We start from the raw sequence: 22532 nt of genomic DNA on the forward strand, positions 1-22532 counted from the left end.
CGGCCGCCGAGGGCGATTACGTCTCGTTCGCCCCGGTGGACGGCGGGTTCACGCTCGCCGCGAACGGCAAGGCGGCGCCGTTGTTCGTCAGCGGTGGCGACCACGCCGGCGTGGTGCGGGTGGTGAACGACCTGCGTGACGACGTCGAGCGGGTGACCGGTGTGCGGCCGGCCGTCTCCACGGGCACGCCGACGTCCGGCGAGGTGGTGCTGGTCGGCACGCTCGGCCGCAGCACGCTGATCGACGGGCTGGTGTCCGCCGGGAAGCTCGACGTCGACCGGATCCGCGGCAAGTGGGAAACGTCGTTGCAGCAGGTGGTCGAGAACCCGATGGCCGGCGTGGCGCGGGCGTTGGTGATCGCGGGCAGCGACCAGCGCGGCACGATCTTCGGCGCCTACGACGTGTCGCGCCGGATCGGTGTGTCGCCGTGGCACTACTTCGACGACGTGCCCGCACGCAAGCACAGCGCGCTGTACGTGCGGCCGGGCAGTCACACGCAAGGCACGCCGGCGGTGAAGTACCGGGGTGTGTTCATCAACGACGAGAACCCTTCCACCGGCCGGTGGGCACGCGCCACGTTCGGCCCGGGGCTGGCGCCGGGCCAGGCAGGCGGGCTGAACCGCCTGTACTACGAGAAGGTCTTCGAGGCCATGCTCCGGCTCAAGGCCAACTACCTGTGGCCCGCGGTGTGGGGTCGGGCGTTCGCCGAGGACGATCCGCAGAACCACGCCACCGCCACCCGTTACGGCGTGGTGATGGGCACCTCGCACGAGGCGCCGATGATGCGCGGCATCGAGGAGTGGAAGCGCAACCCCACCCGTTACGGCGGCAACGGCGAGTGGAGCTTCGTGCGCAACGCGACCGCCGTGCAGGACTACTGGGCCGACGGCGTCAAGCGCATGGAGCAGGAGAAGTTCGAAGGCGTCGTGACCCTCGGGATGCGCGGTGAAGGCGACACCAGCCTGCCCGACGGCGACGGTGTCGAGCTGATGCGGGACATCATCGCGAGCCAACGCCGGATCCTGGACCGCGAGAGCAGCACCCCGCTCGACCGGATTCCGCAGGTTTTCACGCTGTACAAGGAAGTCCAGCGCTACTGGGACCGCGGCCTGCGCCCGCCGGACGACGTCACGGTCGTGTTCGCGGACGACAACTGGGGCAACATGCGCAAGGTGCCCGACCCGGCGTTGGCCCCACGCGCGGGCGGTTACGGCCTGTACTACCACTTCGACTACGTCGGCGGCGGCCGCAACTACAAGTGGGTCGACACGATCAACCTGGCCAACACCCGCGAGCAGCTGAACCTGTCCTACCAGTACGGCATCGACCGGCTCTGGGTGGTCAACGTCGGCGACCTGAAGAACGAGGAGGCGCCGACCCAGTTCTTCCTCGACTACGCCTGGAACCCCGACGCGATCCCCGCCGACGGCATCGAGGACTGGACCCGGGAGTACGCCGCCCAGAACTTCGGCGACCAGGCCGCGCCCGTGATCGCCGAGGTGCTGCACACGTACGGGCAGCTCCAAGCGCGGCGCAAGCCCGAGGCGACCAACCGCCGCTACACCCGCGGCGCCACCGGCGCGATCACGACCGACGACGCGATGACCCCGTACAGCATCGAGAACTACGGCGAGCTGGACCGGGTGACGGCGGAGTGGGAGTCGTTGGCGGCCAAGGCCCAGGCGGTGGGCCGCACGTTGCCCGCCGCCGACCAGGACGCCTACCACCAGCTCGTGCTCTACGCGGTGAAAGCGACCGCGAACCTGTACGCACTGCGGAAGGCGCAGTTCCTCAACCGCTGGTACGCGTCACAAGGACGGGCGGCCACCAACGACCTCGCCGCGACCGCCGAGGCACGGCTGGCCGACGACGTGGCCATGTCGCTACAACACCACCCTCGCCGGCGGGAAGTGGACGGGCTGGCAGACCCAGACCAAGTTCGGCTACGGCGACAAGGCCCGCTACGGCAACAACGCGAGCTGGCAGGAACCGCCGGAGCCGGACCAGCTCTACCCGGCCCTGCAACGCGTCACCGTGCCGTCGGCGGCGTCGATGGGCGTCGCGATCGACGGCTCGCTGAACTGGTGGCCCAACGCCACCGAGCAGCCGGTGCTGCCGGTGTTCAGCCCGTACCAGACCGCACCCGCCCAGCACGTCGAGGTGTTCAACCGGGGCACCAGTTCGTTCACCTACCAGGTCAGGCCTTCGGTGCCGTGGCTGACCGCGACGCCCGCCGGCGGCACCGTGACCAAGCAGACCCGCGTCACGCTCCAAGTCGACTGGGCCAAGGCGCCCACGGGGAGGACGGCGGTGCCGATCACCGTCACCGGCGCGGGCCGCACCGTCACCGTGCAGGCGGTGGTGGACAAGCCGGCCACCGTCCCGGTGAACGGGTTCGTGGAGGCGAACGGCCACGTGTCCATCGAGGCCGACCACTACACGAAGGCCGTCGACGGCGGCGGCGTGTCGTGGTCGCGCCTGCCCGACATCGGTCGCACCGGATCGGGGATGCAACCCAGCCCGGTGACCGCCGCCGACCAGACACCGGGCGGTGCGGGCGCACGGCTGGAGTACCAGGTCAACCTCACCACGACCGGTCCGGTCACCGTGTGGGCCCACCTGTCGCCCCGCAACAACGTCCGGCCCGGCGCCGGTGTCGAGTACGCGGTGTCGCTCGACGACCAGGCGCCGAGAATGGTGAACACCACGACGGCGACCGGGTCCGACGACACGGCCATGAACAAGGGCTGGGAGATGAACGCCCTGGAAGCCGTCAACCGCACGTCGACCACGTTCACCGTCTCGTCCCCCGGCGTGCACACGCTGAAGTTCTGGGCCGTCGACCCCACCGCCGTGCTGCAGAAGCTCGTGATCGACACCGGCGGGCTGAGGGACAGCTACCTCGGGCCGCCGGAAAGCCGCCGGGTCTCCCCCGACGACCCGACGACCACCACCACACCGACCACCACGACCACCGGCACGACGACCACGACGCCGGGCGGTCCGGCCGGGTGCGCCGCGTCGGTGTCCCTCAACTCGTGGAACGGCGGCTTCACCGCCACCGTGAAGGTCACCGCCGGGTCGTCGGACATCGACGGCTGGGTCGTGGCGCTCACCCTCCCGCCGGGAGCGACCGTCACCAACGCCTGGAACGCCCGACGCGACCGCGACACCGGCGCCGTCCGGTGGACCGACGTCGGCTACAACAGCCGTGTCGCCGCCGGGCAGTCCACCGAGTTCGGCTTCCAGGGCACGGGGGTCGGCACCGGCATGACGCCGACCTGCGCCACGCGCTGATCACCGCGCGACTGCTCACCGGGGGCGTCGCGGCGAGGTCCGCCGTTCGAGCCAACCGCGATGCCCCCGGGACAGCAGCCAAACCACCGAAGAGCGGGAGAAGAATAGTCAAGGCGACTTAGAATTCCGACATCCGCGTCGAAACGTCATCGGCGCGCACACGAGCTTGTATTCGTGAAATTATGTAGTGTTGGGTAATAGCTCGCGTGGTGGCCGGACTGGGGCAGTGGACGACCGCTGACGAGCTGGCCACCCGAGCATCCTCTGGTGCGCCACCGTCTTCGTGATGGCGGACAGCGCATTCGGGGCGCTGCGGAATACGTCGTAAAGGCAGCCGACCACACCACCGTGGCCGCTTGGGTGAACCGTGGGATGACCGAAGCTGCGGAACACCACAGGGAGGCACACGAAATGTGTGGAATCACCGGCTGGGTCTCGTTCGACCGCGACCTCACCAGTGAACGGGAGACACTCGCAGGGATGACGCAGACGATGGCCTGCCGCGGTCCGGACGCCTCCGGCACGTGGGTCGAGCGGCACGCCGCCCTCGGCCACCGGCGGCTGGCCGTGATCGACCTGCCCGGCGGCGCCCAGCCGATGTCGGTGCGGACGCCGAACGGCGAGGTGTCGATGGTCTACAGCGGCGAGGCCTACAACTTCGTCGAACTGCGCGACGAGTTGACCGCGCTGGGCGAGCGGTTCACCACGTCGAGCGACACAGAGGTGGTGCTGCGGGGGTACTTACGCTGGGGCGCGGCGCTGGCCGACCGGCTCAACGGCATGTACGCGTTCGCGATCTGGGACGGGAGGGACCGCAAGCTGGTCATGATCCGCGACCGGCTCGGCATCAAGCCGCTCTACTACTACCGCACGGCCGACGGGCTGCTGTTCGGCTCGGAGCCCAAGGCGATCCTGGCCAACCCGATCGCCGAGCGGGTGGTCGACACCGACGGGCTGCGGGAGTCGCTGGCGTTCGCGTTCACGCCCGGCCACGCGATCTGGGCGGGCATGCGGCAGGTCGAGCCGGGCACGGTCGTCACGGTCGACGTCGACGGCGTGCGGGAGCGCACCTACTGGAAGCTGGAGACTCGCACGCACGAGGACGACCTGGACACCACCATCGGCAAGGTCCGCGAGCTGCTGGACGACGCCGTGCGGCGGCAGCTCGTCGCGGACGTGCCGCGCTGCCTGCTGCTGTCCGGCGGCCTCGACTCCAGCACGCTCACCGCGCTGGCGGCGGCGCACATGGGCGAGGAGCGGGTGCGGACGTTCGCGGTCGACTTCATGGGGCAGGCCGAGAACTTCACGCCGAACGAGTTCCACGACACCGCGGACACCCAGTTCGTGCACGACGTGGCGGACCACGTCGGCTCCGAGCACGCCGACCTCGTGCTCGACCCGAAGACGCTGGCCGACCCCGAGGTGCGCCGGGCCGTGCTGACCGCGCGGGACGTGCCGATCACCCTCGGGGACATGGACTTGTCGCTGTACCTGCTGTTCAAGGAGATCCGGACGCGGTCGACCGTGGCCCTGTCCGGCGAGTCGGCCGACGAGATCTTCGGCGGGTACCGGCACATGCACAGCCCCGAGGTCCAGCGGGCCCGCGCGTTCCCGTGGATCGCGTTCAGCATCGGTCCGCTCGACAAGGACGGCCACGGCCTGAACCAGTCGGTGCTGGACGGGCTCAAGCTGGAGGAGTTCCGGCGCGACCAGTACGACGCCGCGGTCGACGGCGTGGCGCGGGGTGACGGCGAGGACGACCACGAGTACCGCATGCGGGTCATGATCAACCTGCACCTGACCCGGTTCCTGCGGTTCCTGCTCGACCGCAAGGACCGGTTGAGCATGGCGGTCGGGCTCGAGGTGCGGGTGCCGTTCTGCGACCACCGGCTCGTCGAGTACGTCTACAACGCGCCGTGGGCGTTCAAGCACTACGACGGCCGGGAGAAGAGCCTGCTGCGCGGCGCCGTCAAGCACATGCTGCCCGAGTCGGTCGCCTGGCGGGTGAAGAGCCCGTACCCGTCCACTCAGGACCCGTACTACGTGCGGCAGTTGCAGCTGCAGTGCAAGGAGCTGCTGTCCCGCCGGGACCACGGCGTGTGGGAGCTGGTGAACCGGGGCTGGCTGGAGGACGCGAGCGGCCAGGAAGCGGCCGGCGTCCAGCGCACGACCCGGCTCGGGATGGAGCGGGCCATCGACTTCGGCGTGTGGATGGACGTCAACAACCCGCGGCTCGCGCTCTCGTAACACCGGACCCGTCCGGGTCGTCGGCGCGGCGACGACCCGGGGTCTGGGTGTTCCCTGTGCGTGCGTCGGCGCAACGGCGCGCGGCGCACGACCGGGGCCCCGGATTCCCAGGGTTCTCCCAGGAGTGCCCAGGATTCGGCCAGACCGGCGGGCCAGGCTCGGTCCCATGACGATGATCGAGGTAAGGGGCCTGACCAAGCGGTACGGGTCCGACACCGTCGTGGACGACCTGTCGTTCACGGTCGAGGCCGGGCAGGTGACCGGGTTCCTCGGGCCGAACGGCGCGGGCAAGTCGACGACCATGAAGGTGATCCTGGGGCTGGCCGCGCCGACGAGCGGTTCCGTCACGGTCGGCGGACGCCGCTACCGCGACCTGCCCGTGCCGCTGACCGAGGTCGGCGCGCTGCTCGACGCGGGCGCCGTGCACGGCGCCCGGAAGGCGTACGACCACCTGCTGGCACTCGCCGTGAGCAACGGCCTGCCGCGGCGCCGGGTCGGCGAGGTGCTCGCCCGGACCGGGCTGGAAGGCGTGGCGGGCAAGCGGGCGGGCGGGTTCTCGCTCGGCATGCGGCAGCGGCTCGGCATCGCGGCGGCGCTGCTCGGCGACCCGCGGGTGCTGATCTTCGACGAGCCGGTGAACGGCCTCGACCCCGAGGGCATCCGCTGGATCCGCGACTTCATGCGGTCCCTGGCCCGCGAGGGCCGCGCGGTGCTCGTCTCCAGCCACCTCATGAGCGAGATGGCGCAGACCGCCGACCACCTGGTCGTCATCGGCCGGGGCAGGCTCATCGCCGACACGGGCATGGGCGAGTTCCTGCGCGGCAGCGGCGAGGGCACCGTGCTCGTCCGCACGTCCGAGCCCGCCGAGTTCGCGCTCCGGCTGACCGCGTCCGGCGCCACCGTGCGGGAAGGCACGGAAGCCGCGCTGGTCGTCTCCGGCCTGACGAGCGAGGAGATCGGCAAGCTCGCGGCCTACCACGGCATCGCGCTCAGCGAACTCACACCGCGGCGGCCCTCGCTCGAGGACGCCTTCATGGAGCTGACCAAGGACAGCGTCGAGTACCAGGGGGCGACGGCGTGAGCGGGCTCGTGACCAGGGTGCGGTTCGGCCACACCCTCCACGCGGAGTGGGTCAAGTTCCGCAGCCTGCGTTCCACCTGGTACGCGCTGGCCTGCCTGTTCGCGGTCGGGCTCGGCATCGGGTTCCTCTCGATGAGCGCGGCGGGCGGGCAGTACGCGAGCGCGACCGCCGCGGAACGGCAGGCGTGGGACCCGACCGAGCTCAGCCTGACCACGTACATCGTCGCCCAGCTGATCATCGGCGTGCTGGGCATCCTGGTCGTCACCTCCGAGTACGCGACCGGTCTGGTGCGGACGTCGCTGGCCGCCACGCCCCACCGGCACCGGCTGCTGGCGGCCAAGGTGGCGGTGGCCACCGCCGTGGCCGTGGTGGCCGGCCAGTCGCTGATGTTCGCCGCTTTCCTGTTGGGCCAGTCGCTCCTCGCGGGGCAGGGCGTGCCGAACGCGGACCTCGGCGATCCCGGTGTGCTCTCCGCCGTGGCGGGCAGTGGTCTCTACCTGGCGGCGATCACGCTGCTGGCGATCGGTCTCGGCACGATCATGCGTGCCACGGCGGGCGCGCTCGCCACGCTGGTGGGGATCGTGTTCCTGGTGCCCGCGCTGTCGGGGCTGTTCCCGTCGTGGCTCCAAGGCCTGTTCGACTTCTGGCCGAGCAAGGGCGCCGTCGCGGTGTTCGCGACCGTGCCGGACCCGGCCTACCCGCACCCGTGGCTGAACCTGGGCGGGATGTGCCTCGGTGTCGCCGCCGTGCTGGCCGCCGCGTTCGTCGTCTTCCGCCGCCGGGACGTGTGATGGGCGCGCTGCGGGAGGTGGGCCGGGGCGTGGTGGCGGCGGTCGCGGCGTTGGCCGCCATGGCGGGGGTGACGGCGGTCGGGCTGCTCCTGCTCGACGCCGACCGGATCGGCGGGCTCGGCGGGCTGACGGCGGCCGTGGTCGCGCTGGCCGTGGGTGGCTCGGCGGAGTTCAGCGCGGTCCCGGCGGGTGACCTGCCGTTCGCCGTGCGGGGTGGCGTGGCGGTGATGCCGTTGGGTGTGTCGCTGGTCGGCGCGGTGGTGCTCGGGTGGCTGCTGCTGCGTCGCCGGGACGAGTCGCGCCAGGACGGGCCGCGTGGTTCGGACTGGTTGCCGACCCGAGGTGCGGCGGCGGCCGTGGTGTTCCCGGCGGGGCTGGCCGCGGTGGCGTGGTCGGCTCGGGGGACGGTGACGTTGCCGGGTGGCACGACCGGCGGCGGGTCCGGGGCGCCCGTCTGTGGGATGCCGGCGGCGGCGCCGTTCAGCCGGGGCGGGTCCGGCGACGCGCTCGGCGTCGGGTTCTCCGTGCCGGTCTGGCCCACCGCGGCGGGTGCGCTGGGCTGGGTGCTGGCGGTCGTCGGGGTGTGCTGGCTGGTGGCGCGGTTCCGGGTGGCCGTGCGGGGCGTGCTGTGGACGGCGGCCGGGATCACCGTCGTGTGCCTGCTCGCCGCGTGGGTGTTCGCCGGGGCCGCGGCGGCCGGTGGCGTCCTGCTCGTGCTGCCGCTCCTGGTGTCCGGCGTGCTGTCGCTCGGGCTCGGCGTGCCGTGGGCGTTGAGCTCGGACGGCGCGCTCTCGTGCGTCCTGGACGCGGTGGCGCCTCCCGCCCCGGGCGGGCCGCTCACGTGGGTGGCGGCGGTCGTGCTGCTGGGCATCGGCGTCGTCGTCGCCCGGTCCGGTGGTCGGCGCGGCACGCCGCTGCGCCGTGCCGTGCGCGCCGCGACGTGGCTCGCGCCCGCGGTGGGAGTGGCGCTGGGCGTGTCGGCGCTGCTGTCACGGGTGTCGGTGGAGCTCGGCGTCGGCGCGTTCGGGTTCTCGCTCCCCCTCCTGGACGCGCGGTTGGCGGCGGACCCGCTGGTCGCCCTCGGGCTGGGCATCGTGGGCGGCGCCGTAGCGGGTTTCGCGGGCAGCCTCCTCGTCGACGGTGTCCTCAGGTTGACGTCCGTACCCTGGCCGGCGTGGACGGACCGGGTCGGGCGATGACGCTGCTGGTGGTGGACGACGAGGACACCGTGCGCGAACTGCTGTCCGCGACGCTGAGGTTCGCCGGGTTCCGGGTGGCGTCCGCGGCGACCGGCGCCGAGGCGCTCGCCGCGGCCACCGCGGAGCCGCCCGACCTCGTGCTGCTCGACGTGATGCTGCCGGACGTGGACGGGTTCGAGGTGGTCCGGCGGTTGCGCGAGCGGCGCGCGGAGGGCCACCGCGGGCCGGTGCCCGTCCTCTTCCTCACCGCCCGCGACCGCCAGGCAGACAAGATCACCGGGCTGTCCCTGGGCGCGGACGACTACGTGACCAAGCCGTTCGACCTGGAGGAGCTGATCGCCCGGATCCGCGCGATCCTGCGCCGCACGTCGGGACGGCACGCGGGCGTGCTGACCGTGGGCGCGCTCGCGCTCGACGCCGAGGGGCACCAGGTGACGCGGGCGGGGCGGCCCGTCCGCGTCTCGCCCACCGAGTTCCGGCTCCTGCACTACCTGATGGAGAACGCCGGGCGCGTGGTGTCCAAGACCCAGATCCTCGACCGGGTGTGGCGCTACGACTTCGGCGGCGACGCGGGCATCGTCGACACCTACATCTCGTACCTGCGGCGCAAGGTCGACGCCGAGGAGCCGAAGCTGATCCACACCGTGCACGGCGTCGGCTACGTGCTGCGGGAGCCGACGGGGTGAGGCACGTGCTGGGCCGGTTCTCCTTGCGCGCCAGGCTGCTGCTGCTCACCGCGGGCCTGCTGCTGGCCGGGTTGGGCCTCGTCGGCGCGGTCGTCGCCGACCAGCTGGAGCGCTACCAGCTCGCCCGGATCGACGACCAGCTGCGCTCGTTCGCCGCGCTCGTCTCCGGCGTGTCGACCGCCGGGCCGCCCGACGCCGTGGACACCCGCGCCGACCTCCTCGACCCGGCCCTCGACCTGGTCGGCACGCCCTACCTGGTGTACCTGGACGGGGACGGCGAGGTGGTGCGCGGCGTCCACTCCAGCCGGCTGGACAGCGCCACGCTGCCCTCGCGCGACGAGCTGCGCACCGTCCCGACCGGCGGTGCCGCCGTCGACCTGCGGGCGGCCGCCGGTTCGACGCGGTGGCGCGCCGTCGCACGGCCGACCACCGGGTGGGGCGGCACGGTGATCGCCGCCGCGCCGCTCGCCGAGGCCGACGCCACCATCGCCCGGCTCCGGACCACCAGCCTGGTCAGCGGCGCCGTGCTGCTCGTGCTGCTGACGGCGGTCGGCTGGTTCGCGCTCGGCCGCGGGCTGCGACCGCTGCGCCGGATCGAGCACACCGCCGCCGCCATCGCCGACGGCGACCTCACCCGGCGCGTGCCCGTCCTCGCCGGGCCGACCACGGAGGTGGGGCACTTGGCGGCGTCGCTCAACACCATGCTCGGCCAGCTCGAACAGGCCTTCGCCGACCGGGCCGCGGTGGAGACCCGCATGCGCACGTTCCTGTCGGACGTCAGCCACGAGCTGCGCACGCCGCTGTTCGGCATCAAGGGCTCGACGGAGCTGTACCGGATGGGCGCGATGCCCGAGCGCGCCGACGTGGACGAGGCGATGCGCCGGATCGACCGCGAGGCCACCCGGCTCACCGCCCTCACCGAGGACCTGCTGCTGCTCGCCCAGCTCGACGAGGCGCCCGAGAGCCAACTCGACCGCGCCCCGATGGACCTGCGCACCCTCGCCAACGACGCCCGGCACGACCTGCGCGCCCTGGACCCGTCCCGGACGGTCGAGCTCACCGGCCCGGACGGCGTCGGACCGCCCGGCCCGGCGCCGGTGCACGCCGACGAGGACCGCCTCCGCCAGGTGGTCGCCAACCTGGTCGGCAACGCCGCCACCTACACCCCGCCGGGCACCGCCGTCCGCATCGGCGTCGGCACCGCGAACGGCCGCGCCGTGCTGGAAGTCGCCGACGAGGGCCCCGGCCTGACCGCCGAGCACGCCGCCCGCGTCTTCGACCGCTTCTACCGCGCCGACCACTCCCGCAACCGCACGGGCGGCGCGAACGCCGGGCTGGGCCTGGCCATCGCCCGCTCCCTCGCCCGCGCGCACGACGGCGACATCGACCTCGCCACGGCCCTCGGCGACGGCGCCCGCTTCCGACTGACCCTGCCGCTGCAGGGCCAGGACTGAACCGGACCTCGCGCAACGTTGCGCAACCCGGTCCGGTCGCGCGAACCCGGCGACTCTCGGCGGGGGTACGCCGCTGCCGCGAACAGGCCAACTTCACGGTCGCGGCTGGCGAGCGGGCCGGTTCGGCGTTCACCCTGCTCAAGCCACCACCCGCCGCGATCGCAGAGGTGAGCGCGGCGGCGCCCCGTTCACAAAGGAGTGCGCACATGCCCAGCAGCAGCGGCTTACGAAGACGTCTGACCCACCTCGCCGGCCTCACGCTCGCCGTGCTCCTCGGCGCCTCGTTGACGGCCACACCCGCGCAGGCGGCCTACGGTCCCGCCCACCCCGTGGACATCCAGCTCAGGGGCTACTCGGGCGGTTACACCACGCTGGTCGGCCGACTGGTCGGCTCGGTCCGGTTCGACGACGGCAACTCGCTCTACCGGCTGGACCTGACGCTGTGCCGCCAGTCCAGCTACACGAGCACGAAGCTCACGGTCAACGTCAACGGCGCCTTCCACCAGTGGTACTCCCGCGAGGACGGCTACCGGCCGGAGGTCTGCGGCGGCGGGCACGGCCAGTCCGGCGTGGTCAACGTCGATGTCCCGTACGCCGGGGTCGTGCGGAACATCGGGCTGGTCTACGAAGGGCTCCACTTCTCGGGCTCGACCGCCACGCCGGTCTCCCGCGGCGCGTTCTACGACAACCCGTTCAACTGAGGCCCGTGGACCGGTTGGCGGGACCTCCGCCACCCGGTCCCCCGGTGTTCGCCACCTGTTCGCCCGGGCGCGACCATCGGCGGGTTGACGACGTCACGCCCCGGCCGGGAACCTCGGTGCCGGCCGATGATCTCCGCGAACACCGGCCACTCCGCCGCCGTGCCACTCGACACCGGATGGAGGGCATGGTCGTCGTGACCGCCCGGATGACGTACCCGTCCCGCACCGCTCCCCGCGCCAAGCGGGCCACCGTGAGACTGCTGGGCGCGCTGGTGGGCGCGGCTCTGCTCGCGGTGCTCGTGCCCGGAGCCGCGTGGGCCGACCCACCGCAGGCCCTGCCCGCGAACCACACCGCCGACGACGGCAAGTGGCAGCCGGCGTTCGACTACGACACCGACGGCTGCTACCCGACGCCGGCGATCTCGCCGTCCGGCGCGGTGGCCACCGGACTGAAGAACTCCGGCGCCCTCAACGGGCAGTGCCGCGACCAGTCCGACCTGGACAACACGAACTCGTACTCCCGCTCCAAGTGCAACAACAACTGGTGCGCCTACCTCTACGACCTGTACTTCGAGAAGGACCAGGCGGTGGCCGGCTGGGACTGCTGCGGCCACCGCCACGACATCGAGCACGTCATCGTGTGGGTCAGCGGCGACCAGGCGCAGTACGTCTCCACGTCCGCGCACGGCAAGTACTCGACCTACCCGCGGTCCCAGGTCGCCTGGGAGGGCACTCACCCCAAGATCGTCTACCACAAGGACGGCCTGAGCACGCACTGCTTCCGCCTCGCGGGCGCGGGCGAGCAGCCGGAGAACCACTACGGCACGTGGCAGTACCCGGACCTGGTCAGCTGGGACCGCTTCCCCGCCGGCGTCCGCGACATCCTGGTGAACGCGAACTTCGGCAGCGCGAGCCTGGCCATCAAGGACGGCGCGTTCGCCTACAACCTGGCCCAGGCGAAGCCGAGCGGCATCCCGTTCGATCCGAACGCCTGACCCGGCACGGGAACCCCGTGCGATGGCGCGGGGTTCCCGTCACCCGGTGAAGTGGACGTCGTAGCGGTCCTGGTGCGACCGCAGGGCGTCGAACGTGTCCAGGCCGCGCGCGATGCGGCCCAGGTGGCGGAAGTAGCCGAACCGCTCGACTCCGGGCGTGAGGACGACGAGCAGGTCGGCGTGCCTGCCCGGCGCCGCGCCGAACGCGTGCGGCACGCCCGGCGGCACGACGACCAGCCCGCCGCGGTCCACTGTGGTCGTCCGCTCGTGCCGGAACTCCAGCACGCCGTCGAGCACGTAGAACAGCTCGCTGGACCGTGCGTGGAAGTGGGGTTTCGCGCCGTCCTCGCCCACGTCGAGGGTGAGCCGGTTGACGCCGAACGCGCCGCCGTCGGCCAGGAGTCGGAACGCGCTGTCGCCGGACAGGGCCACGACCTCGGCGGTGTCGGCGGGGATGACGGTGATCGTCGACATGCGCCGAGTCAAGCGCGGGAACAACGCGCGAACCAGGAGCGGTTGACGATGGCGGGGATCACCGGACGTGATGGATCGAGGGCGCGTGGAGTTCCGACAGCTGGAGGCCTTCCTGGCGGTCGTCGACGAAGGCGGGTTCGGGCGGGCGGCGCAGCGGCTGCACATCGTGCAGTCGGCGGTGAGCCAGCAGGTCAAGCGGCTGGAGCGGGAACTGGGCGTGACCCTGTTCGACCGGACCGGTCGGCAGGCGCGGCTGTCCGCGGCGGGTGAACGCCTGCTGCCCGAGGCACGGGCGGTGCTCGCGGCCGTGCGGCGCACCCGCGAGGTGGCCGCGCGGGTGGCGTCCGGCGCGGAGGGCGTGGTGCGGTTCGGCACGCTCAACGGCCCCGGCGACCGCCTCTACCGCGCGTTGGCCAGGCTGGACGCCTCCGGGCTCCGGGTGCGGCTGGACCAGTCGACGCCCGCGCGGCGGCTGGCGGCCGTGCGGGACGGGCGGCTCGACGCGGCCCTGGTGCGGGCGGCGACCGACGCGCCGGGGCTGGCGGTCGTGCCGGTGTGGACCGATCCGCTGTACGTGGCGCTGCCCACCGCCCTGGCGGACGACGAGCGACCGGGCCTCGCCGACTTCGCCGACCTGCCGCTGCGGCTGGCGCCCCGCGAGGACAACCCGCCGTTCCACGACCTGATCACGGGGGCGCTCCGCGCGGTGGACCGCTTGCCGCCGGCCGGGCCGCCGTTCACCACGCTCCAGCGGACCCTGGCGGACATCGCCTCGGGACCGCCGTCGTGGACGGTGGTCTACCGGGTGACGGACCTCCCGCCCGCGCCGGGCATCACGTTCCGCCGGCTCGCCGACCCGGTCCTCACGACCTCGCTCGTGCTGCCCGCCGCACCGTCGCCGGTGAGCCGCCGACTCGTCGCCGCGTTCGCGGGATGACGGGTCAGTCATACTTGTCCTGGTTGAGGAAAAGGGCGAAGCCGCGCCACGAGTTCGGGCCCATCACGCCGTCGATCGGACCCGCGTAACCCCACCGGGCCGCCAACCGCTGCACCGCCGCCCACGTGTTCACGCCGGGCACGCCGTCGATCGGGCCCGTGTAGCCGTAGGCCCGCATCGCCCGCTGCAACGCCGCATACGTGTTCACGCCCGGCGCGCCGTCGATCGGGCCGGTGTACCCCTGCTCGATGCGCAGCCAGTTCTGCGCACGCTGCCACATGACCGGACCGGGCACGCCGTCCTGCTCGGTGGTCGTCTTGGGCAGCCCGGTGCCGCTGCCGAGGTAGGTCAACGGGTTGATGCGCGTGCCGCTCGGGTTGATCATGTGCCAGTGCAGGTGCGGTCCGGTGGAGGAGCCCGAGCCCGGTGCGCCGACCGCGCCGCCGGACAGCCCGACGACACCGCCCATGCCGACCCGCGTGCCGTTGGCGAGCAGGAACTGCGACAGGTGCAGGTACTGGGTGCGGTAGCCGTTGTCGTGCTGGATGGTGACGGTGTGGCCGCCCGTGCCGTTGTTCGGGATGTTGGTCACCACGCCGCCGCCCGCCGCGGGCAGTCCGGTGCCGACGGCCATCCCGTAGTCGATGCCGCCGAGCGAGCCGCTGTTCAGGTGGTCCTGCCAGGTGCCGGTGATCCGGTAGCCGCTGAACGGGTGGTAGAAGCCCGGAACGGCGGCGCTCGCCGTGCCCGCCGCCGTGCCCGCACCGACCGCCGTGATGACGCCGGCCGCCACCGTCCCGCGCAACAGGGCCCGCCTGCCGATCCAGTCGTTGGTCATCACCCGAACGTAGGGACGGCGCGGCGCACCGACATCGTGTGTTCGACCGACGGCCATTCGGGTGGGCGGGTCCCGGCGAGCGGGTGGTGCGCGCCCGGACCGGCTAACGGCGGCGCGGTCGTGGCGAAGGTCCGACCATGAGACTGTCACGACTCGTCCACTGCGCCCTGGTGGCGGTGCTGGCCGCCGGCCTGTCCGCCGTGCCCGCCCACGCCGCGACCGTGGAGCAGACGTGCGTCGGCACGGAGGTCACCACCTTCGATCCGCCGCTCACGCTGACCTCGCGGCCGGTCACGATCACCGTCAGCGGCAGCTACCCCACGTGCACGAACCCGGGCGCGGTGACCGCGACCTACCAGGAGACGTTCACCCTCACCGCGTCCTGCCTCGTGCTGTTCGACTCCGGGTCGGCGCTGCGCACGTTCACCTGGGGCGGGACGGTGGCGCCCAGCGAGTTCCAGTACAACGTCACGTCCAGCGCCGTGGCCGGTCAGGTCGTGGTCACCAACACCGGCGTGATCACGTCCGGCGGTTTCGCGCCCGCCGGCGCGGTGCAGCTGATCACCCTGGTGACGCCGAACATCGCCCAGTGCCTGGCCGGCGGGGTGTCGACCGTGACCGGCCCGACCACCCTCACCATCCACCGGACCTGACGGTCGTCCGCCCGACCAGGACCGGCTCGGCCGCGTCGACCGCCCGCGCGGCGCGGCGCGGCACCGGCGGCGAGACCGACACCAGCAGGTCGCGCACGGTCCGGTCGTCGCGGACCGAAACGTGTCAAACGGCGCCGAGTCGCCGGCCGGGAACCACCGAGCTCGGCGGCACGTTCATCGCCTCCAGTCGGGTCTGCTCGGCCGACAGCGTGAACCGGCTGAAACAACCGGTGTCCCACCTCAGCCGCCGCACGCCCTTCAGGTCTCCGCCGACGGCCCGTGCCACCAGCCACGAATGCGGTCCGCCGTGGCCGATCACCAGGACGCGCTTGCCGCCGTAGAGCGCGGGCAGTTTGTCGAAGAACGACAGCACCCGTGCCCGCGCCGCTTCGTACGACTCGTCGGGCGCGATTTCCACCAGGTCGCTGTTGCCGTTCAGAATTCCCTCGGCCCGCGGTCCGAGAGCACCCCTGATGTCGTCGAAGGATTTTCCGACCAAGCCGAGGAAAACGCGTTCCCGCAGCGCCTCGACGCGTTCGACCGTCACGTCCAGCCCGGCGGTCGCGAGCTGGGCGGTCTCCCAGGCCCGGGCGAAGTCCGAGCTGAACACGACGTCGGGCGCGAACCGCCGGACCGCCGCGCCCGCGGCCCTCGCCTCGGCCCGACCGTGCGCGGAAAGACCCATCTCGAACGGGTCCGGGTACACCTCGTGCGGGTGGTCGGTCGCTCCGTGGCGGAGGAACAGCACGTCGACCTCGTGGTCGCCGACCTCGGTCGACGGCCCGTCGGTCCGTTCCAGCTCGATGATGTCGAGCACGTCGTCGCAGACTTCCTCGGGCAGCTTCCCGCAGATGCCCAGCGACACGCCGACCGGCCGGAACGCCGAGTGCAGCTGGTGGATCCGGGCCTCGTCCATCCGCTGGAGCGGGTCGCGGAGCAGGTTGCGGTGCAGCAGGTCGTCCACTTCGGCGGCCAGCGAGATCGTGATGAGCTGGTAACCGCGCCGTTCGAAGCGCAACGCCTGGCCGGCCAGGAAGTCGACGTCCTCGAACACACCGTCCACGATCGGCAGGAACCCGCTGTCGCAATAGGACAAAGCGAGGTCGAGGCACGCCAGTTCGGACGCCTCCAGGGTGAAGGCGGTGAAGTCGCGCGGGTGCGCCATGTACCGGACGGAATCGTTCGACACCCGCACCGAAGGGGGCAGCGCGTCCCGCAGCAAAGCCGCTGTCGTCGTCTTCCCCGTGCCCGGCAGGCCACGGATCAGCACAGCGAATTGCCGGCCCACACCATCACCTGTCTTCGCGTTGTCAGTGAAATGGGAGCCACGCCGACGCGCGGGCCGGCAGCGGACTCCCATCAAACCTAGCGCAGTGGCGAAATCGTCGGCGACGAGTTCGGCGAGGATCGGCCGCCACCCGGCCGTGCGCCGCCACCGCTCCCACTGCGACGCGCCCGTCCACTCCCGCGTGGTCGAACGGCCTCCGTCGGCCATCAGTGCCGCGTAGTTCGCGGCCAGGGTGACGGGCGTGCTGTCCGGCGTCGAAAGCCGGTGACCGTCCGCGCAGGGCGTTCACCTGGCCAGGGCTACCTCACCGCACCATCGGGTTCTCCGGTTCCCACGCCGTTCTTCCCGGCGGCTCGGCCTCCTACCGTTGCCTGACCGCACCGAGGAGTTGAGGCCGATGTCCCGTGCCGTCCGCAGCCGGGTCGCCGTCACCGTCGCCGCGGCGGTCCTGACGAGCGCCGCCCTGACGACCGCCACCGAAGCCACCGCCGAAGCCGCGAAGCCTGCCGCGGTCGTCTCGCTCGGCGACAGCTACATCTCCGGCGAGGCCGGCCGGTGGCGCGGCAACGCGCTGGAGAACTCCGGCGACAAGTGGGGCACGGACCTCGCCACCCAGTGCGACACGAGCGGCTGCACCACGGACCCGCAACGGGTCTACGGCGACACCCACACGAGCGCCAACATGTGCCACCGCTCGACGTCGGCCGAGATCCTCAGCGCCGCCATCGCCGACGTCACGGCGATCAACCTGGCGTGCTCCGGCGCGACCACGCTCGACGTGCGCAACGGCGACGCCGCCCGCAACCAGCCCAACCAGGTCGAACTGCTGCGCGCCACCGTCCGCGAGTACCAGGTGAACCTGGTCGTGCTCTCCGTCGGCGGCAACGACCTCGGGTTCGGGGACATCATCGGCGACTGCGTCAAGGGCTACCTCTCCCCCTCGGCCTACAAGTGCGCGCCGAAGTGGGATCCGGTGATCACCGAGAAGCTCGAGCAGTTCCGCGCGGACGTCGGCGCCACGATCAAGGCGATCAAGGACGTGCTGAACGCGGCCCAGGGCGCGGGCACCTACCAGTTCGTCCTCCAGTCCTACCCGTCCCCGCTGCCCGTCGCCGCCGACTTCCGGATCGCCGAGGACGGGCCGCGGTGGGCGGAGGGCGGCTGCCCGGTGTGGAACACCGACGCCGACTGGGCGCGCAAGCAACTCGTGCCCACGATCGCGGGGCAGCTCAAGCGGGTGGCCGCCAACCGGGCCGTGCGGTTCCTGGACCTGCGGGCCTCCTTCGACGGCCGCGAGGTGTGCGCCAAGCGTTCCCGCCAGGCGACCTCGGCCAATTCCCACGCCAACCCCCTCCCCGGCACGGTGGCGGAGTGGGTGCGGTGGGTCGTCACCGGCTACTCGTCGCAGGGCGACCGCCAGGAGAGCATGCACCCCAACCACTACGGGCAACGCGCGCTGGGCACGTGCCTGCGCCTGATGCACCAGAAGGCCACCGGCGACTTCTCCTGCCACAACACCCCCGACGCCGGCCCGGCCCGCATGACCCTGACCGCGATCGCCACGTCGCGCGACACCTGACCACCTTCCATGGCAACGACTTCCGCATTTCTGTCCTCAGTGGACTGTACTCGGCCGTGACCCCGACCCGGTGCCGATCGAGCCGATCGAACCGGTTGCTACGATCACCGCTCCGCGAAACCGGGGAGGTCGACCGTGTCGTCAACAGTTCGGGACGCGCTGCTCGCGCTGGCCACCCTGCTGGCCCCCGACGTCCCGGACGTGGCCGCGCGCGTCACGAGCGCCCACGACGACCCCGACGGCTACCTGCGGGCGCACGCCGACCGGCTCGACGACCGCAGCATCGACGAGGCCATCCCCGAGTTGGCGTGGATCGCTCTGGTCGACGCCCTCACCGACCACGACCTGCTGGCGGAGGTGGACTGGAAGGAGGCCGCGGACGAGATCGCCGCCCAACTGCGGCAGCTGCGCTCCAGCCCGACCGACCCGGCGGCGTGGACCTGGCTCGTCGACGTCGACGACCTGCCCACCTACGACTTCCTGGAGCGAGCGGGCGTCGAGCTGCGCGCCTGCGGCACCACCCTCGCCGTGCTCGACATCGAGTCCGACTGCTACCCGCTCGTCCTGCTGCCCAACGCCGACGCGCCCGCGCTGCGCGACCTGGCCACCGCAGCGGGCTGCACCGCGAGCATCCTCGGCGTGCCCGATGTCCAGCCACCCACCGCAGCGCCCGAACCGACCGCTGAACCGGGCGCTGAACCCACCCGCTGAGACCACCTGCCCTCACCTGCCCACCCGTGTCCGCCGCCGGGCCGGCCGTTTTATCCGGCTAACGTGAGTAATGCGGTTTGGGTTGTCATAGGTTGCATTCTTCGCCCGGTCGAGTGATGCGTGGGGATGGCGCGCGGGGTCGTCGCGCCGGATGGGTGCGACCACCTGCGTAGTGGCGTACAACGGCCTCGCCTCGCCGCAGGTGGTGGCGGTGGGGCATCGGTGGTTTCGCCGGTCCCTCACGTCGTCGCTGGCCGTGGGCTGGTTCCGTGCGCCAGATTCCGGACTGCGTCGCACCAGATCCCACCTACGCCACCCATGGAGGAACCCATGCGATTGCGCAGTGCGATTCTCACCGTCCTCGCCTTGGCCGGCGTGCTGACCGCGACGACCACCGGTGCGGTCGGCGCGGCAAGCGAAACCGGAGCCGGAGCTGTGAACGGGCCAGGGGCACCGCCGGCGATCCTGGGCGGATCGGGCCCGTACCCGGCGGGCTACGAGACGACCTTCCGGTTGACCAACCACACGATCTACCGGCCCGACACCCTGCCGGCCGGCGTCAAGCTGCCCATCGTGGCCTGGGGCAACGGCGCGTGCCGCGCGGACGGGACGTGGTTCCGGAACATCCTGACCGAGTGGGCCTCCCACGGTTTCCTGGTCATCGCGAACGGCCGGCCGGGTGGCAGCGGATCGACCGACTCCGACATGCTCGTCGACTCCATCGACTGGGCCATCGCGGAGAACTCGCGTCGCACCGGCAAGTACTACGGCCGGCTCGACACGACCAAGATCGCCGTGATGGGCCAGTCGTGCGGCGGCATCGAGACCTACGAGGTGGCCGCCGACCCGCGGCTGACCACGACGGTGCTGTGGAACAGCGGCCTGCTCGACGACTCGCAGAACTACCTGTTGCAACGGCTGCGCGTGCCGATCGCCTACTTCATCGGCGGACCGACCGACATCGCCTACGAGAACGCGATGGACGACTGGCGACGGCTGCCCGCCGGGCTGCCCGCGTTCATGGGCAACCTCGACGTCGGGCACTTCGGCACGTTCGACCAGCCGAACGGCGGCGAGTTCGGCCGGGTCGGCGGGCACTGGCTGAAGTGGCACCTCAAGGGCGACCAGGCGAGCAAGGCCCAGTTCGTCGGCCCGAACTGCGGCTTGTGCGCCACGGAGTGGGACGTGATGCGGCAGAACCTGGCCTGACCTGCCGCGGAACGCCACGCCACCCTGCCCGAACGCCACGCCGCCTGATCGCCGCACCGCCCCGGCACGCCACGCTGCCCGCCGCTTCGATTCGCGGCGGGCAGCGTCCACGGCTTGTGGTGCGAACGGACCACAGTGCGTTGACCCGAGTGCGGCTACGGTCGGGCCCTGCGGTCGAGGCCATTCCGGTCGCGACCCTTCCCGCGCGCACGCGCCGGCCCCGTTCAGCACCGAGGAGATTCGTTCATGCAGGTCAATCGCACGCTGGTCGCTTCCGTGGGCGCGCTCGCGCTCCTGCTGTCGGCCTGCGGTGACGCCACCACGGGCACCGCCGCGCCCGCCACCACCGGCGCTTCGACCGAGACCACGTCGAGCGCCGCCACGAAGAGCTCCGCCGCCACCACCACCGCCGAAGACGCGCCCGTCGGTGACGTCACCGCGCCCGGCACCGAGCTCAAGATCGGCGAACGCGCGGTGATCCCGTTCAAGTACGGCACGGACAAGAACGGCACGATCGCCATCACCGTCACCGCGATCGACCAGGGCGCCAACGCCGACCTGGCCGCGTTCGGCGAGAAGGCCAAGGGCATCACGCCGTTCTACATCCGGGTCACCGTGGAGAACGTCGGCGGCACGGACCTGTCCTACAGCTCCCTGAGCCTGCGGGCGCTCGGCGCGGACGGCAAGGGCACCGGTGTGATCATCAGCGGCGACACCAAGCAGTGCGAGTCGGAGACGGCGAAGAAGGACTTCACCACGGCGGGCGCGAAGTACGAGACGTGCGTGCTGCAGGGAGCCCGCGAGGGCGCCGCGGTCGCGGCCGCCGCCTACGCCAACGGCGAGGGCTACGACAAGTCCCCCATCACCTGGTCGAAGTGACGTCGGCTCACCAGCTCACGGGCAGTTCGTAGACGCCGTACCCGAACCCGTCGCGCTTGACCGGGGTTCGCTCGAAGTCGACGGCGAGCCGCAGGTCGGGCAGGCGTCATGGTCGGCCTCCTGGGGCCAGCACTTGGCCGAGCAGGCGTTGTCGGAGTTGGCGTGCTTGTTTGGGCATGTTCCAGCCGAAGACGCCGACGGGTTCGCCCGCCTGCCGGTGGAGCGCGACGAACCGGCGCGCCGTGACGTCGCCGTCCACGATGGACACTTCCGCGTCGGCGGGCAGCGTGCCGAAGACCTGGATCCGTGCGTCGAACTGGTCGGTCCAGAAGTACGGCACCGGCGTGTAGGAGCGGTTCGCGCCCAGGATGTTGTCGGCGACGACCGCGGCCTGCTCGGCGGCGTTGGTCCGGTTCTCCAGGCGCAGCAGGGCGCCCAGGTGTTCGTGGTGCCACCGCGCCACGTCGCCGACCGCGTAGACGCCGTCCGCGGCACGGCACCCCGCGTCGCACACCACACCGTTGTCGAGCAGGAGGCCGCTGTCGACCAGCCAGTCGGTGTTGGGGACGGCGCCGAGCGCGACCACGACGACGTCGGCGGGCAGCACGTCGCCGGTGTCCAGCCGCACTCCGGTGACCCGTCCGGCCTCCCCGGTCAGGCCGAGCACCGCGGCGCCGAGGCGCAGCCGGACGCCGTGCTCGGCGTGCAGGTCGGAGAGCAGGCCGGACGCGAGCGGTCCCAGTTGGGCGGCCAGAGGCGCGGGCTGAGGTCCGGCGAGGGTGACGTCCAGGCCGAGGCCGCGTGCCGTGGCGGCGACTTCCGCGCCGAGGACGCCGTCGCCCACGACCACGAGCCGTTCGGCGGCGCGCAGGTCGGCCCGCAGCGCCACCGCGTCGCCCACGGTGCGCAGCACGTGCACACCGCGTAACCCGGCCTGGTCGGGCAGGGTTCGCGGCCGCACGCCGGTGGCGACGACGACGGCGTCGGCCCGCAGCACGGTCCCCGAGGCGGTGCGGACGCCGCGGGTGGCCAGGTCGAGGGACGCCGCCGGGTCGCCGAGCACGAACGTCGCGCCCAGCTCGTCGAGCACGTCCTGGCCGCGCAGCCGGGCGCGTTCCGGTTCCCACGCGCCGGAGAGGACCTGCTTGGACAGCGGCGGCCGGTCGTAGGGCGGGTGCGCCTCGTCGCCGAGCAGGGTCAGCCCGCCGGTGAAACCCTTGCGGCGCAACGCTTCGGCGGTGGCCAGACCGGCGGCCGAGGCTCCGACGACGAGCACGTCGGACACGGCCGTCACGCCCGGTCCCCCAGCAGGATCGCCGCGGCCGGGCACACGTCGGCGGCCTCGCGGACGGCGGCGTGCAGGTGCTCGGCGGGTTCTGGGTCGAGCAGCACCACCACGCCGTCCTCGTCCCGCTGGTCGAACACGTCGGGCGCGGCCAGCACGCACGAGCCCGCCCCGCAGCACTTGTCCTCGTCGACGGAGACCTTCATCGGTCGCGCTCCTTCGGTTGGT

At 72.1% G+C, this 22532-nt stretch carries 21 protein-coding genes and 1 pseudogene; 16 read left to right on the forward strand and 6 right to left on the reverse strand.

Annotated features, from left to right (window positions below; translation table 11 throughout):
* Nucleotides 1-16 precede the first annotated feature (16 nt).
* On the reverse strand, nt 17-382 hold the full coding sequence (locus ADK67_RS52815; protein WP_063797757.1) for a hypothetical protein: 366 nt from the start codon (nt 380-382) through the stop codon (nt 17-19).
* On the opposite strand from ADK67_RS52815, the pseudogene ADK67_RS53985 reads away from it, so the two are divergent.
* From ADK67_RS53985 to ADK67_RS29295, 10 genes and pseudogenes are all read left to right on the forward strand, one after another.
* A pseudogene (locus tag ADK67_RS53985) lies at nt 330-1484 on the forward strand (glycosyl hydrolase 115 family protein); the annotation flags it as partial. The gene ADK67_RS52815 and the pseudogene ADK67_RS53985 overlap by 53 nt on opposite strands.
* A 550-nt stretch (nt 1485-2034) precedes the next feature.
* On the forward strand, nt 2035-3297 hold the full coding sequence (locus tag ADK67_RS53990) for a cellulose binding domain-containing protein (RefSeq protein ID WP_063797758.1): 1263 nt from the start codon (nt 2035-2037) through the stop codon (nt 3295-3297).
* Nucleotides 3298-3708: 411 nt separating this feature from the next.
* Complete coding sequence (gene asnB / locus ADK67_RS29260) at nt 3709-5544, forward strand: asparagine synthase (glutamine-hydrolyzing) (protein ID WP_053719755.1); 1836 nt, start codon at nt 3709-3711, stop codon at nt 5542-5544.
* Nucleotides 5545-5716: 172 nt separating this feature from the next.
* Nucleotides 5717-6625 (forward strand): ABC transporter ATP-binding protein, encoded by a 909-nt coding sequence (locus tag ADK67_RS29265; protein WP_053719880.1) that lies wholly within the window; start codon nt 5717-5719, stop codon nt 6623-6625.
* Nucleotides 6622-7416, forward strand: coding sequence for an ABC transporter permease subunit (locus tag ADK67_RS29270; RefSeq protein ID WP_231648409.1), 795 nt, complete (start codon nt 6622-6624; stop codon nt 7414-7416). Before ADK67_RS29265 ends, ADK67_RS29270 begins: the two co-directional genes overlap by 4 nt.
* On the forward strand, nt 7416-8615 hold the full coding sequence (locus ADK67_RS52825) for a streptophobe family protein (protein WP_231648410.1): 1200 nt from the start codon (nt 7416-7418) through the stop codon (nt 8613-8615). The genes ADK67_RS29270 and ADK67_RS52825 overlap by 1 nt, the downstream gene beginning before the upstream one ends.
* Complete coding sequence (locus tag ADK67_RS29280; RefSeq protein ID WP_053719883.1) at nt 8612-9301, forward strand: response regulator transcription factor; 690 nt, start codon at nt 8612-8614, stop codon at nt 9299-9301. The genes ADK67_RS52825 and ADK67_RS29280 overlap by 4 nt, the downstream gene beginning before the upstream one ends.
* Nucleotides 9298-10755, forward strand: a complete 1458-nt coding sequence (locus ADK67_RS29285) for a sensor histidine kinase (RefSeq protein WP_231648411.1) — start codon at nt 9298-9300, stop codon at nt 10753-10755. The genes ADK67_RS29280 and ADK67_RS29285 overlap by 4 nt, the downstream gene beginning before the upstream one ends.
* Nucleotides 10756-10961: 206 nt before the next feature.
* Complete coding sequence (locus tag ADK67_RS29290) at nt 10962-11456, forward strand: hypothetical protein (RefSeq protein WP_157620923.1); 495 nt, start codon at nt 10962-10964, stop codon at nt 11454-11456.
* Between the two features lie 185 nt (nt 11457-11641).
* Nucleotides 11642-12451: an NPP1 family protein gene (locus ADK67_RS29295; RefSeq protein ID WP_231648412.1), complete on the forward strand. Its 810-nt coding sequence runs from the start codon at nt 11642-11644 to the stop codon at nt 12449-12451.
* 39 nt (nt 12452-12490) lie between these two features.
* Here ADK67_RS29295 and ADK67_RS29300 read toward each other — a convergent pair whose 3' ends face one another.
* Complete coding sequence (locus tag ADK67_RS29300; protein ID WP_053719757.1) at nt 12491-12925, reverse strand: cupin domain-containing protein; 435 nt, start codon at nt 12923-12925, stop codon at nt 12491-12493.
* Between the two features lie 85 nt (nt 12926-13010).
* Between ADK67_RS29300 and ADK67_RS29305 the strand changes: the two genes are divergently transcribed.
* Nucleotides 13011-13862 (forward strand): LysR family transcriptional regulator, encoded by an 852-nt coding sequence (locus ADK67_RS29305; protein ID WP_053719758.1) that lies wholly within the window; start codon nt 13011-13013, stop codon nt 13860-13862.
* A 4-nt stretch (nt 13863-13866) separates the two neighbouring features.
* On the opposite strand, the gene ADK67_RS29310 is transcribed toward ADK67_RS29305, so the two are convergent.
* On the reverse strand, nt 13867-14700 hold the full coding sequence (locus ADK67_RS29310; protein WP_053719759.1) for a peptidoglycan DD-metalloendopeptidase family protein: 834 nt from the start codon (nt 14698-14700) through the stop codon (nt 13867-13869).
* 137 nt (nt 14701-14837) lie between these two features.
* On the opposite strand from ADK67_RS29310, the gene ADK67_RS29315 reads away from it, so the two are divergent.
* Nucleotides 14838-15353, forward strand: coding sequence for a hypothetical protein (locus ADK67_RS29315; RefSeq protein ID WP_157620925.1), 516 nt, complete (start codon nt 14838-14840; stop codon nt 15351-15353).
* Between the two features lie 124 nt (nt 15354-15477).
* On the opposite strand, the gene ADK67_RS29320 is transcribed toward ADK67_RS29315, so the two are convergent.
* Complete coding sequence (locus tag ADK67_RS29320) at nt 15478-16641, reverse strand: histidine phosphatase family protein (protein WP_197289668.1); 1164 nt, start codon at nt 16639-16641, stop codon at nt 15478-15480.
* A gap of 397 nt (nt 16642-17038) precedes the next feature.
* On the opposite strand from ADK67_RS29320, the gene ADK67_RS29325 reads away from it, so the two are divergent.
* The 4 genes from ADK67_RS29325 (at nt 17039) to ADK67_RS29340 (ending at nt 21019) form a co-directional block, all read left to right on the forward strand.
* The gene (locus ADK67_RS29325) at nt 17039-18220 is read left to right on the forward strand and encodes an SGNH/GDSL hydrolase family protein (RefSeq protein ID WP_053719762.1); all 1182 of its coding nucleotides are present in this window, start codon (nt 17039-17041) and stop codon (nt 18218-18220) included.
* 135 nt (nt 18221-18355) lie between these two features.
* On the forward strand, nt 18356-18931 hold the full coding sequence (locus tag ADK67_RS29330) for a DUF6630 family protein (protein ID WP_063797760.1): 576 nt from the start codon (nt 18356-18358) through the stop codon (nt 18929-18931).
* Between the two features lie 330 nt (nt 18932-19261).
* Nucleotides 19262-20140: an alpha/beta hydrolase gene (locus ADK67_RS29335; protein ID WP_053719763.1), complete on the forward strand. Its 879-nt coding sequence runs from the start codon at nt 19262-19264 to the stop codon at nt 20138-20140.
* A gap of 246 nt (nt 20141-20386) precedes the next feature.
* The gene (locus ADK67_RS29340; protein WP_053719764.1) at nt 20387-21019 is read left to right on the forward strand and encodes a hypothetical protein; all 633 of its coding nucleotides are present in this window, start codon (nt 20387-20389) and stop codon (nt 21017-21019) included.
* A 106-nt stretch (nt 21020-21125) separates the two neighbouring features.
* On the opposite strand, the gene ADK67_RS29345 is transcribed toward ADK67_RS29340, so the two are convergent.
* Both ADK67_RS29345 and ADK67_RS29350 read right to left on the reverse strand, forming a co-directional pair.
* Nucleotides 21126-22313 (reverse strand): NAD(P)/FAD-dependent oxidoreductase, encoded by a 1188-nt coding sequence (locus ADK67_RS29345; RefSeq protein WP_053719765.1) that lies wholly within the window; start codon nt 22311-22313, stop codon nt 21126-21128.
* Complete coding sequence (locus ADK67_RS29350) at nt 22310-22510, reverse strand: ferredoxin (RefSeq protein ID WP_053719766.1); 201 nt, start codon at nt 22508-22510, stop codon at nt 22310-22312. The genes ADK67_RS29345 and ADK67_RS29350 overlap by 4 nt, the downstream gene beginning before the upstream one ends.
* Nucleotides 22511-22532 lie beyond the last annotated feature (22 nt).

It is taken from the genome of Saccharothrix sp. NRRL B-16348 (assembly GCF_001280085.1).
Lineage (GTDB): Bacteria > Actinomycetota > Actinomycetes > Mycobacteriales > Pseudonocardiaceae > Actinosynnema.